The sequence below is a fragment of the Candidatus Clostridium radicumherbarum genome (assembly GCF_045310525.1).
Taxonomy (GTDB): domain Bacteria; phylum Bacillota; class Clostridia; order Clostridiales; family Clostridiaceae; genus Clostridium_AT; species Clostridium_AT radicumherbarum.
The window spans coordinates 320306-334352 of record NZ_JBJHZY010000001.1; the positions used below are offsets into that span (position 1 = coordinate 320306).

Annotated in this window: 8 protein-coding genes; 6 read left to right on the forward strand and 2 right to left on the reverse strand. The window is 36.0% G+C overall.

Annotated elements, in window-relative coordinates:
* Nucleotides 1-18: 18 nt before the first annotated feature.
* The gene (locus ACJDUH_RS01575) at nucleotides 19-1410 is read left to right on the forward strand and encodes a L,D-transpeptidase family protein (protein ID WP_406763399.1); all 1392 of its coding nucleotides are present in this window, start codon (nucleotides 19-21) and stop codon (nucleotides 1408-1410) included.
* 188 nt (nucleotides 1411-1598) lie between these two features.
* Here the strand turns inward: ACJDUH_RS01575 and ACJDUH_RS01580 are convergent, their stop codons facing one another.
* A complete protein-coding gene (locus ACJDUH_RS01580; RefSeq protein ID WP_406763400.1) occupies nucleotides 1599-2339 on the reverse strand; it encodes a VCBS repeat-containing protein in 741 nt (246 codons plus the stop codon).
* 649 nt (nucleotides 2340-2988) lie between these two features.
* Between ACJDUH_RS01580 and ACJDUH_RS01585 the strand changes: the two genes are divergently transcribed.
* Nucleotides 2989-8490 carry a beta-galactosidase gene (locus tag ACJDUH_RS01585; protein WP_406763401.1) on the forward strand — a complete coding sequence of 1834 codons (5502 nt, stop codon included), beginning with the start codon at nucleotides 2989-2991 and terminating at the stop codon, nucleotides 8488-8490.
* Between the two features lie 328 nt (nucleotides 8491-8818).
* Nucleotides 8819-10063: a C40 family peptidase gene (locus ACJDUH_RS01590; protein WP_406763402.1), complete on the forward strand. Its 1245-nt coding sequence runs from the start codon at nucleotides 8819-8821 to the stop codon at nucleotides 10061-10063.
* Between the two features lie 154 nt (nucleotides 10064-10217).
* Here ACJDUH_RS01590 and bcaP read toward each other — a convergent pair whose 3' ends face one another.
* Entirely contained in the window at nucleotides 10218-11639 is a 1422-nt protein-coding gene (gene bcaP / locus ACJDUH_RS01595; RefSeq protein WP_406764991.1) for a branched-chain amino acid transporter BcaP, read from the reverse strand.
* A gap of 435 nt (nucleotides 11640-12074) precedes the next feature.
* Here bcaP and ACJDUH_RS01600 point away from each other — a divergent pair, with 435 nt between their 5' ends.
* From ACJDUH_RS01600 to ACJDUH_RS01610, 3 genes are all read left to right on the forward strand, one after another.
* Entirely contained in the window at nucleotides 12075-12569 is a 495-nt protein-coding gene (locus ACJDUH_RS01600; RefSeq protein ID WP_406763403.1) for a GNAT family N-acetyltransferase, read from the forward strand.
* 58 nt (nucleotides 12570-12627) lie between these two features.
* Nucleotides 12628-13338: a hypothetical protein gene (locus ACJDUH_RS01605; protein WP_406763404.1), complete on the forward strand. Its 711-nt coding sequence runs from the start codon at nucleotides 12628-12630 to the stop codon at nucleotides 13336-13338.
* A 291-nt stretch (nucleotides 13339-13629) separates the two neighbouring features.
* Nucleotides 13630-14016 carry a hypothetical protein gene (locus tag ACJDUH_RS01610; protein ID WP_406763405.1) on the forward strand — a complete coding sequence of 129 codons (387 nt, stop codon included), beginning with the start codon at nucleotides 13630-13632 and terminating at the stop codon, nucleotides 14014-14016.
* Nucleotides 14017-14047 lie beyond the last annotated feature (31 nt).

Consider the following 14047-nt stretch of genomic DNA (forward strand, 5'->3'; position numbering starts at 1 on the left):
TTCATAGGGGCTGGTATTATGGAAAAGGAAAAACAAAAACCTAAACCAAATAAAATTTTATTAGTCATTTTAATTCCTCTTTGCTCTTTACTAATTATATATTTTGGGACATCAATTTACTTTTTAAAGCATTTTTATTATGGCTCCACCATTAACTGCATCAATGTTTCAGGTAAAACTGTTGAGGAAGTAAAAAGTGAAATGTCATCAAAGCTTCAAGACTTTACCTTGGAATTAAAAGAGAGAGGCGGAGCAAAGGAAGAGATAAGCGCAGTTGATATTGACTTAAAGTATACTTCTGAGGAGGAATTTAAGAAGTTAAAGGATAAACAAAGTGCTTTAAAATGGATTACTGCATTTAGCAATAAAAAAAATAATGAAATTACTGTTGGTGTTACCTTTGATAGAGAATTACTAAAAAAGCAGCTTGATAAGCTTAACTGCCTTAATAGTAGTAACATTGTTGAGCCTAAGAATCCCCGCTTTACCTATACAGAGAGTGGGTATATTATTGTACCGGAAATCCCAGGAAATAAAATTAATAAAGATATTTTATATAATGAAGTTGAAAAGGCAATTTTAAAGGAGGGCACTTCTTTAGATTTGGAAGCTATAAATTGTTATATAAATCCACAATATACTTCAAAATCTGAAAAAATAATTGAGACTAAAAATATTCTTAATAAATATGCAGCCTCCAAGATTACCTATAATATTGGAGACAAAAATGAAATAATAGATGGTTTAATAATAAATAAGTGGCTTAGTGTAGATGAAAACTTTAAAGTTAGTCTTGATGAGGTAAAGGTAAAGAGTTATTTAACTGGACTCTTCAATAATTATAATACCATTGGGAAAACAAGAAGTTTTACTACCTCCTCAGGAAAAACAATAAAAGTAAGCGGCGGGGATTATGGCTATGCCATTAATACATCAGCAGAAACACAGGACTTTATTGCTGCAATAAAAGAAGGAAAAACTATAACAAAAGAGCCAAAGTATTCTCAAACAGCTTTTTCAACCATAACAAGTGATATTGGAAATACCTATGTTGAAATAGATATGACAAAGCAGCATATATGGTTTTATAAAAATGGCTCCCTTATAGCCCAGGGAGATATTGTTACAGGCAACGTTAACGCCGGGCACAAAACACCTTCAGGTATCTATAGATTGAAATACAAACAAAATGGTGCTGTGTTAAGAGGACCGGATTATGCTGCACCTGTTACCTACTGGATGCCCTTTAACGGAGGAATTGGATTACATGATGCCAGCTGGAGAAGCAGATTTGGTGGCAATATATATAAAACAGATGGCTCCCACGGCTGTGTAAATCTCCCCTTCAGCCTAGCCAAGACCATATTTGAAAACATCGACGCCGGAACCCCGGTGGTATGTTTCTATTAGGGATGGTTAATTACTTTGGTCTCTCTCCATTAGGGGACGGTTAATGATTTTATTCACTATTACGCTATTAAAGTTTAGGGGCGGTTAACATTTTATTGTACTTCTTAATTAAGTGTACATTTTTGTTAACCGTCCCATTTTAGAGTGAAAATTGTTATTAACTGTCCCCATTGGATAATATCCATAAGTTAATATAGCGAGGTTAAATTGGTGCCAGGTATAGCAGCTAGCATTCTTGAGGATATAAATTTGTGACCATTCCAAGTTAAAAAGTTCTGAATATAACCTAAGGTATCGCTGTTAGTAGTACCTATAATACGCTGAAAAGCAAGTAAATCAAAAGAATTACTTTTTTCATTGTTTACAACTGGAACTAAGGCACCTATAGCAAGCACTTCTCCTTGCACAGGTTTCTTTAACCTGCCATCTTCGTTGTAAAACAGAGATAAATAATCATAGCCTTTATAGCTAATGTCTAGTATAAAAAGCTTATTTAGCATTACATTGGCTACTTGGACTTTATAGAAATCAGCATAATCAACTTTATAAATATACTCCTTATTGTAATTATCAAAGTTGAATATCTCCTGAAGATTACTATTTTTAAAAGAATAAATATAAAAGAACCCATAGCCACCGCTGCCGCCTGAATCAATACTTACCTTTATATCATCAACCTTATCTTTGGTAAAGTCACCAAGAAATAAGCTTGCATTATACCCTGAATTGAACTCAGGAGTAATAGCTTTTCTTTGCTTTGTGTACCCATCCTCAATTACAACTGTAATGTTATCAGCAAAAATTCCTTTAAAGCCATTAGGCTTGGTGCCATATAGGGAAACCTTATCAGGTATTCCATCACCTGTTACATCTCCAAACTTCATGTCCAGTAAATATACCCTTGAGAGAAAAGGATTTACACTATTCATTTTAAACCTTCCTGCATATTATTCATCATAAAAATATTATATGATGGCTCAACTTGTTATGCTAATTTAAAAATAAAGATTTGAATAGATTACACTTGATTTTAGGAGGAAGCGCACCTACAAGTAATCTGCCAAAATCTCTGAATGTAAACATACCTGGATTTGAAACAGCAGGTAATGCAGGTTGGATAATATCTAACTTAAAGTGTACTATCCAGAATCAATACACGTACAGGCACAAAAGGGTTCAATACATAATGTGGTTGAAATGTTATTAATTAACATGTATAATTATACTGTTAACATATGTAAGGTTAGATATTAATCGTAGATGCAGGCATATATTTTTTTTGTACAAATAGAAATCGTTTTCTAAATGCCATTATATACTTTTCCTAAATTATTTTATTAAAGCTATTAAGCGGGGGGTGAAATGATTAAGACATAAAAGGATGGTTCAAGCACTTTCAAGCAAGGAAGTACAGTAAAGGACTTACCGGCAGGTACCATCCAGCTTAGAATTGACCTTGGAGATGGGCCAAATAATGTTGTACAAATAAAAATAAATTAAGATCTTATTACGATTTGTGGTTGAAATGTAATATAGTGGTATGGCAAAAATTTTAAAAATACTAAAAGGAGGATAAAAATGAGAAAAACTAGAAAAAAGATAATTTCCTACTTGTTGAGCGCAGCTCTCTCTATTTCGATGTTGGCAGTGCCTTCAGTATCCTATGCAGATGTTTTAAGCGTAACAACTCAAGGGAATCCGGGTTCATTTACTTTACCAGCCTCGCAAGGAATAACAGGAACTCACACCGTTACCTTTGATCCTTATTCTTTAATGATTGATGGTAAGCGAACTTTCATTTATTCCGGCGAATTTCATTACTGGCGTTTGCCAAGTCAATCGGAATGGTTGGATGTGCTTCAAAAAATGAAGTCGGCTGGTTTTAATGCTGTTTCCATTTACTTCAACTGGAATTTCCATTCAGCGGCACAAGGACAATACGATTTTACAGGCATCCGAGACATAGACAAGCTTCTTACCATGTGTGAGGAGGCTGGACTCTATGTTATTGCCAGACCAGGCCCATATATCAATGGTGAAACAGATGCTGGTGGATTCCCCGGCTGGCTGATGACTCAAGCAGGAAAGGCACGCACTAACGCACCAGATTATGTTGCAGCTTGTAAAGAATGGCTGAGTACTGTGGATTCAATTATTGCAAAACATCAGATTACAAATTCTAACAATCCCGGAAGTGTCATTCTATATCAGGTGGAAAATGAATATACCGGCGGCGATAAAAATTATATGCAGGCCCTGATTGACACAGTACATGCTGATGGAATCAACGTGCCATTGTTTCATAATGACAAAAGCGGGCCTCAAGGTAACTGGGCATCTGGCTTGGGTGCTCCGGAAATATATGCCTTTGACAGCTATCCAAGCTTTGGCACTCTTCCAACATACTATGGAGATGGAAACAAAAGGAACCCAAACTCTCCAAACTTTGTGGCAGAACTTGGTGGCGGTTGGTTTGACCCTTGGGGCGGTAAAGGATTTGCTTCCCTTGCTCCAAGCTACAATGCCAATTATGAAAATATTGCATATAATCATGTGGTATCCGAAGGCGCTACCATGATGAATATTTATATGACTTATGGTGGTACAAGCTGGGGGTATTTACCCTTCCCGGGAGTTTATTCTTCCTATGACTACACAGCTGCTATAAGCGAGAACCGTCAGATAGGCTCAAAATACAACGAGGAAAAACTGCTTGCTACTATGTATCGAACGCTTACACCACTTACCAAAACGGATACATTAACGACGCAAGTCCCGAGCAATTCAGGCCTAATCGTGAATGCAATGAAAAATCCGGATTCGGGGACTCAGTTCTATGTGCTCCGTCATAGCTCCGGTAACACAACAACTACTGATACAACAAATTTAGCAATCAGTACTGCTGATGGTAACTACACCATCCCCCAGCAAACTGGTACTTCTATTAGTATAAATGGGCAGGAATCAAAATTCTTGGTTGCAAATTATGCACTTGGTTCTGAGCACCTGGTGTATTCAACTTCAAATTTATATACTTACATAACGCAGGGAAACCGTGATACTGCTCTCCTTTATGGAGCAGGACCAGGCACAAACGGAGAAACCGTTCTTCGTTATGCACAGCAGCCAACTGTTTCAGTTTTATCTGGAACTGTAACATCAAACTATGATCCAGTAAGTAAAGATTTACGCTTAAATTATAATCATAATGATAGTGAAGCTCGTGTTCTTATTTCAGATGGCAGCAGAGAATTGCTGCTGATTCTTACAACTACCGCAACAGCTCAGACTTATTGGCGTAATGATACATCTAGCGGAGCTGTACTGGTAAAAGGACCCTATTTATTACGTTCAGCTTCTGAGGAAGCTGGTAATACTTTGGCACTTCAGGGTGATAATGACAAAGCAACAACTGTTGAAGTCTTTGGGGCTTCTTCAATCAATCAAATCACTTGGAATGGGGTACCAATGAATGCATCCCAAACAGCCTCTGGATCCTATACATTCTCTCTTGCAGATCCAGCACCAGCTGCCATTCCGCAGCTTGCAAACTGGAAGTTTACTTATGAAACTCCACAGGCACAGCCAAGTTTTGATGACTCTAGCTGGATAAGTGCAAATAAAACAACTACAAATAACCCAACAAAGCCTTCAACTCCTACTGTTTTATATGCAGATGACTACGGATTCCACCGTGGTGTCATTTGGTTCCGTGGTCATTTTAATGCAAGTGGTAATGAAACGGGTATTACCCTTGATGGAGAAGGAGGAACCAATGGTGCTTTTGCTATATGGCTCAATGGTTCCTATCTTGGTTCTTCCTTAAGCGGAACGAAAGCTTTCACATTTCCTTCAAATCTCTTGAATGTCGGCAGCGACAATGTGATATCTGTAATGCTGCAAAGCATGGGACATGATGAAGATGGAGGCAATAATGATGCGCAGAAAAGTCCTCGAGGACTTATTAAAGCAGCAATGCAAGGAGCGTCCACCACTTTATCCTGGAAGCTCCAGGGAAACCAAGGCGGAGAGACTCTATTAGATGCGGTTCGTGGTGTACCAAACGCAGGTGGATTATATGGAGAAAATAATGGATGGAACCTCTCAAGTTATCCGGATCAATCCTGGACTCAAGTGACGCTTCCTGACAATTGGGCAGCTAGAAGTCTGCCGGCAGGAGTCGCATGGTATAGAACTTCATTTGACCTGGATTTTCCGACCATGAGTGATGTACCACTGGGACTTAACATTAGTGATACTGCGTCAAAAAACTATCGTGCCTATATTTATGTAAATGGATGGCTTCTAGGCCAATACATCAATAATCTGGGGCCGCAGCATCTATTTGCGCTGCCTCCGGGTGTGTTGAATCCAAATGGAAAAAATACTGTAGCCATTGCAGTATGGGCATTGGATGGATCTTCAACGGGACTTGGTCAAGTGAATTTGCAGCAATTAGGCAATTATGCAGGCGGCGTACCGGTTCAAATGATGGACAGCCCCGACTATAATTCACTTTTTGCCGGAATAACTCCATCTCAAAGAGATAATGCAGTGCTGGCTCTTTCCTGCCCTGTTACGACTATAGGCGGGGGGAAAACACAAACAATAACAGGCGTACTAACGAATGAAGGAACGAATCCAATTCAGATTAACAGCGTGAATATAAATGCTCCGGCAGACTGGACTGTTGCTTTAAAAGGTGCAGCTGCAAGCGGAATAGTGGCACCGGGCCAGACCAAAACTGTACAATGGGATGTCACCACCGCTTCGGCATACCCGGGATATTTGGTGCAATTGACTGCAAAAGCAAATTATACTGACTCACAAGTAGATACAACAACTGCAATGCTTTCAATTGGCGATGCATCCATTTCTTCCACTGCTGTATCAGGGATTTCACTGGATAAGCCTGACCTTTACTTGCTGCCGGGAACAACAATGCCCATCATTCCCATCATTGCACCGGCAGATGCCTATAACAAGGCAGTAACCTGGACTTCTTCTGATGAGTCTGTTGCAACCGTTGACCAAAAAGGAAATGTCACCGGCGTTGCAGAAGGATATACGATTATTACAGCTCAAACAGAAGATGGTAATTTTGTTGCAACCTCAAACGTCAATGTAGTACCTAAAGTAACACCAGTGTCAGGTATCACTTTGAACAAAAATATGTATAATTTTGTATCAGATTATTTCTCCTCAGTCACTCCGACATCGATTCAACCAAAGACACAGTTGGTTACCAGTATACAACCGGTTCAGGCAACTGATGTACGTGTCACTTGGGCGTCGGACAATCCATCAGTGGCAACAGTAGACCAATCAGGCATAGTAACTGCAATTAGACCGGGTATCGCTAATATAAAAGCGACAACTAATGATGGCGGTTATATAGCAGCGGCTGCAGTGTATGTACCTACAATGAGCGAAAGCTTTCAGAACCAGAACTCTGGATCCAACTGGGGTGTAGGAAAAGGCAGTGAAAATGGTACTATGTCTGCATCTGTTGGAACAGCCTCAGGTGTCACAGGCCAGGTATTAAATTTAGCTGGCAGCGGTACCGGTGCAAGAGCTGCCTATAAAAACTTTACACCAGCAATTGCAAACAGCAAAATACAGCTTGCTTTTGACTGGAATATTGGAGCTCCTGCTGCAGGATCAGGGCAACTTCGTATTCAAGATAGTAACCATAAAAATTTCATAACCTTCGGTGTTCCACAAGGCGGCACAAGCACTTTACTTTATACAACAACTGCAACTCTTCCGTCTAATACCGCACTGAATACATCCACTGCAAAAGTAATAGCTGCATCCGGGTTTAATACGGCTAATGCAACTTATCATGTTAATGTTATACTGGATATGACAAGCAAAATAATCAGTTTTACTTTTACAAATACAGCCGATGCAAGTAAAGCTGTAACCGTGAACAACGTGCCCTTTGCAACTGGAACTACATATGCTCAAAATCTAGGTGCTCTTGAGTTCTATGCAACCCGAACCGGATCTATGAACTGGTACCCGTGGATTGACAATTTCAATGTATATAAGTTGTCAGATACAACAGCTCCAGTAACTACATCAACCATTTCACCTGCAGCAGCAGATGGTGAAAACAACTGGTATGTTCACTCTCCAGTGGTCACATTAAATGGAACGGATGATTTAACAGGCATTGAAAAGATTCTTTACAGCCTTGATAATGGAACTACATGGAACACATACACAAAACCAATTTCAGTAGAAAATAATGGAGTAAATTACCTACAATACTATTCAATAGATAATGCAGGTAATATTGAACAAACAAAATCGTTAACTTTTAATGTAGACTTAAATGCACCAACTACAACTTTTGTTGTGTGCCCAACTTCTTCAGAAGGTAAAAATGGATGGTATATTAAACCTGTGTCCGTTTCATTAAGTGCAGCTGACGAGGAGTCTGGTGTGAACTCCATAATGTATAGCTTGGATAATGATGCATTTATGACATATACTGATGCTATAACTGTTGATACTAGTAGAAATCACATTTTACAGTACTATTCTATTGATAAGGCAGGCAATAAGGAGGATATGCATACTCAGTCTATTAATATAGATTTGGATGGCCCCATAATTGTAATAACACAACCTACGGCTGATTCCTACAGTGATGCTGCAAACCTAATGCCTCAGTTTACAGTAAATGATTCAGTATCAGGTTTGGATGTTTCCAAAACCACGGTGACTCTAGATGGGCAGGCCATTGCACAAAATTCTTCAATCCCTCTTTATACATTGGAACTTGGAGAACATGTGATTTCCGTTACCGCCTTCGATAAAGCCGGAAATAAATCGACTCAAACAGTTACATTCAAAACTAAAACTAGTGTAGATAGTTTAAAATCACTTATTGCTTGCTTTACTAAATTGGGTTCTATTGATAATAGTGGCATAGCAAATAGTTTAATACAAAAGATTAATAATAACGATCTGAAGAGCTTTATAAACGAAGTTGAAGCGCAGGCGAATAAGCACATAGAAGGAGAAGCATCGAAAATTATGCTTCGTGATGCACAAGCCCTCTTAAAATAGAAAAAGGAGGGTAAAATATAGAGCTAGTTTACAGCTATTCGAGTCAATGAATTATACTAGGTAACACTGGGCATAATATCACTCCGAAAAAAAGGAGATGATATTATGTCCAGCTTTTTACGTATTAAAGCTATGATTTCATATACCATACCAAAAATATCTAAGTTATCTGATATATGGCTTCATCGGATTTATGAGGATGAAAGCTATTCAAAAAAAAATTTATACAGATTACACTTGATTTTATTCATATTAATCCGATAATAGAAAGTAGGTGGAAAATTAAAGAAATGGGTAAATCTGAAAGCAGATGATGGGAGTTGGGTGAATGAAATTTAAAAACAAAATAACTTGTATAATATTATCTACAGCTGTGATAATATCATCGAGTACAACCGTGTTTGCTGATCCGACAGTTGACTCTCTTAATAACCAAAAACAGCAGCTGGAGAATCAAAATAAGCAAAATAACTTGAATATGCAGAAAAGCCAATTAAATGCTGATAGTGCTGAAAAAGATATTAAAAATCTTAATAAACAGATAGAAATGCTAGATTCTAAGATAGAAGGTCTTAATAGGACCATTGCAGATACAAAGGCAAAAATAACTACAAAAGAAGCAGATATACAAGTAGCCCAAAAGCATTATGATGAAGCTGAAGCTGATTTAAAAGATGAGCAGGAATTATTCAATAAAAGAATGAGGGCTATGTATATAGCAGGAAATGATCAATATGTAAGTATCCTGCTATCATCGAAAGATTTCAATGACTTTCTTTCAAAAGCACAGGCTATTGTATCAATAATTAATTTCGATAATAGAGTAATAAAAGATTTTCAAGATAAAAAACAAATAATTAAGTCAGCAGAAGCAGCTTTAATGCAGGACAAAGATGAACTCACAGCATATAAGAAAGAAAATGAAAGCAAATTAGCTGAAGTTCAAAGTAATATTGAAAATCAAAGGCAGTTAGTAGCAGAGGCAAAAAGTAGACAAGCATATTATATTAGTCAAATAAGCGATTATAAAAATAAAGTTGCAGCTGTAGACAAGCAGGTTCAAGATACAATTAAACAATTACAAGCCTTAGCACAAGCTCAAAATCCATCAAATAATAATGGAGCAGGGGTGCCAGCTGCACCAAATGCTATTGTAGCCTATGCCTATACTTTTTTAGGAGATCCTTATGTATGGGGAGCTGAAGGCGAAATTTTTACGCAAGCAGATATAGATATGTATAGAAATACTGCTCATGATTTAAGTGGTATGGAAAAGTTACTAGGTAGACAATCCTTTGATTGCTCAGGACTTATGCAATATATATACGCACACTTTGGAATACATATCAGCAGAACTACTTACTCACAAATTAATGATGGAACCCCGGTAAGTAGAAGCAATCTAAAACCAGGTGATTTGGTATTCTTTGGGACTTATAGTGATCCCCACCACGTTGGCATGTATGTAGGAAACAACTGCTATATACAAGCGCCATATAGCGGAGATGTAGTAAGGGTAAGTTCTCTAGATGATTCAGATGAATATCTATGTGCTAGAAGAATATTAAAATAGCAACAAGTTATCTAGCAGCATGCAATGCAGCAATGACTGTAAAGTAAAAAGCCAGGCACAGCCTCTTGTAAAGGTTATGTCTGGCTTTTATATTACCTAATTTCAGTAACAGAGTGAAAATAGTTATTAACCGTCCCCATTAGACCCATTGAATTTATGCTGAAGGCTCTATGGTTTCCTCTGTCTTAACTTTATTCATTACACTATGCTTATAGCCGTAAAGCATGTAAACAATAATACCTATTACAAACCAAACTACAAATCTAATTTGAGTAACATGTGGTAGCTTAATAATTAGGAAGCCGCAGAATAATATAGCAAGACCAGGTACTACTGGAACAAATGGACATTTAAATGGTCTCTCTAGATCAGGTCTCCTCTTTCTTAGAAGAATTATTGAGAAGGCAACAATTATAAAGGCTGCAAGTGTACCTATATTTGTTAATTCAGCAACTACTCCTATTGGAGTAAAGCCAGCAAGCAATGAAGTAACTATACCAACTAGTATTGTGCTCTTTACAGGAGTCTTGAATTTAGGATGAACTTCACCAAATACTTTAGGAAGTAATCCATCTCTTGACATTGCAAAGAATACACGAGTTTGACCAAACATCATAACAAGTAAAACTGAAGTTATACCGCAAACTGCTCCAACAGATACTAAGGCAGCTCCCCAGCTGATTCCTAATTGCTGAAGTGCAAATGCAACTGGTGCAGCGGTTTCCTTATAGATTGAATATGGTAATATACCGGTTAGTATTGCAGATACAATTATATATAGAATTGTACAAATTATTAAAGAGGCAATTATACCTTTTGGCAAATCCTTTTGAGGATTCTTAACTTCTTCTGCGGCAGTAGATACCGCGTCAAAGCCTATATAAGCAAAGAATATAATTGAGGCTCCTTGGAAAACTCCACTCCAGCCATAGGGCATAAATGGTGTCCAGTTCGCAGGTTTTACATGTCCTACTGCAAGACCAATGAACAATAAAACCATCAATATCTTTATTCCTACAATTATATTATTAAATTTTGCGCTTTCTTCTACTCCAATAATGAGCAAGCTTGTTATACAGAATATAATAAAGATTGCTGGTAAATTAATTAAGCCCCCATCAGTTCCAGGAGCATTTATAAGCTGCTTTGGTAGATGAATTCCTGCAGCTCCCAGCAGTTCCACTATATAGCCCGACCAACCAATGGCAACAGCGGCTATAGCCACAGCATATTCAAGGATTAAATCCCACCCGATAATCCAAGCCCAAATTTCTCCTAAGGCTGCATACCCATAGGTATAAGCACTTCCGGCTATTGGTACCATTGCTGCAAATTCAGCATAGCATAAAGCTGCAAAAGCACAGGCTAAGCCTGAAATGATAAAGGAAAGTATAAGAGCTGGTCCTGAGTATTTTGCAGCTGCTACTCCAGTTAACACAAAGATGCCTGTCCCAATAATGGCACCTACACCAAGCATGGTTAATTCAAATGCACCTAGAGACTTTTTTAATGATTTTCCTGAAGTTGATTCTGCGATTAATTCATTAATAGGTTTTAATCTAAAGATTTTTTTTATCATGTCATTCCCCCCAGTTCGAGTTATTTTTTATACGTCATTGAAGTAAAGCTATACAGCAATAATATTATTATTAGTATATATTGAATATTTGCATTTTTCAACATATTTTTTAGTTAATTTATAAAAATTTCAAAAAAATTTTATTACTATTAATGAAAAATATAGAATTATGGAATAATATGAAAATTATGGGTGAAAAGCAGTGTTTTTCTTCAGATATTTTAGTATAGTAACAGCTATTTTTATATAATTAAAATATAGTATAATAAGTTATATCATAAGCTTGAATAAGTTAATCTATTAAAAGAGTATATGAGAAATAAAGTTTTTTATGGTGTACAGAATTTAATATTATTTATGTGCTGAATAAGGAATTTAAGGGATTGACTGATTAATAATTATCCACTCAAAAGAATATTTGGAGGTACTAGTGTGATAAGAAAGGCAATAGTAGAAGATTTAAGAGATATTATGAATATAATAAAGGAAACTAAAGTGGAAATGCATTCTTATAATAATTATCAATGGGATGAAAGCTATCCTTTGGAAAAGGATTTTATTAATGATATTGAAGATGGATGTTTATATGTAGCAGAAAGAGAAGGTAAATTGATGGGCTTTGTATGTATTAACAAAATAGAGCCATCAGAGTACAGTGGACTAAATTGGTCATTAAATGAGGAAGCTATGGTTATTCATAGAATGTCTGTTAATCCATCCAGCAGAAGAATGGGAATTGGCACTGAGCTAATGAAGTTTGCTGAAGAATTAGCTTTGAAAAATAATATTAGATATCTGAAAACAGATACCTATTCAATAAATACAAAAATGAATGCCTTGTTTGTAAAATGCGGACACAAACTTGTTGGAGAAATGAGTTTCTTAAGTAAAGAAAAACCCTTTTACAGCTATGAAAAAATATTGTAAAATTTAATGATTAAAACTGAATTAAAAATAAACTATAAACAAAATAAGAGGTATAAAGATGGGGATGAATAATAGTACTGAGGCTGGCAGTGAGTCTAACATGACTCAAAATAAGAAAACATATATTAAACTTAGTGAAGAAGTTAATAAGGCAAGAAGATTACATACTAATTTTATTTTTGCCATATTTATTTGCTTATTTTTTGGCTTCGGAAATCCATTATTTTTAGTGGGAACAGCTGCACTTACCCTATATATTTTTATTAGTAAAAATGCCAGACAAAGAAGGTTTGTGGCCGTGGCGGTGAGCAGCTTACATTCTTCAAAAATAAACAAGGCTAAAGATTATTTGGAAAAGGCTAGAAACATAACTGAAAATCAGTTAGTTAAAGCCTTAGAAAATGATATTAATAAAATAGAAAATGCAGGTAATGATGAAGTAGAAGTGGAAGATAATATATTTAAAATGCAGAAGGAAAGAAATATAAGAGCAGAAGAGCTTGAAAAGCAAGGGGATGTAAAAGGTGCAATTAAGCTCTATGAGGAAAATATTAAAGAGGGCTTTCCAGGAATACTTCCTTATGACAAGCTTTTGGTTATATATAAAAAAGAAAAGAATTATGATGAGGAGCTTAGGATCATAAATAGGGCTATTGAAGTTTTTGATAAGCTATATTTAAATTGTGATATTGAAATTAATAAAGCTTTATATTTGGAGACAGCCCAAAAGTATAAGAAAATATTAAATAAATTGCTAAATAAAAAATAAATCCGAGTTTTTATAAAAACTCGGATTTATTTTTTAAGTTAGGCTATGTTATAGAATATTGTTAACAATAATATAGCACTTATATACGAAATTATCCAATATACATGCTATAGGATTAGTTTTCATCTGTATTTTATTGTAACTTTAGTAATATAATTACGTATAAAGTTTATAGTTATAATAAAAGAGGTTTGATTATTTTGTCATTTCCCACTTTGGGATATAAGTATACATAGAAAAACAGAACAAAAGAAGCCTGTAATATACAGTAAGTTTATTCTTTAGGAGGTAATGATAAAGGATGAAAAAAATTATTTTAATTATTTTTTCAACATTTCTACTTTTAGGGCTAATTGGATGCTCAAATCAACAAAAATTAAAGATGCAAATGTAAAGCAACCAAGTAATGTGACTGATAAAAAACAAGATGTTAGAGAGGTTGTATGGAATCAACTTAATGCACAGGAAAAAGAGCATATAAAAGGCACATGGAATGACTTTAAAGTGAGTAAAATAACTTTAACAGAAAATATGGGAAGAATATCTGATAAGTCCTATATTGGTAAAGAAGTATATCTTATTGATTTTACAATCGACAGTATGGCTATACCAAACAATAGAATTGTATATGCATCATTAGATGACTACAAACTTATAGGTTATGGTTTGGTAGATTAACTTTAAAGGGCTAATATATCCTAAGATTAAG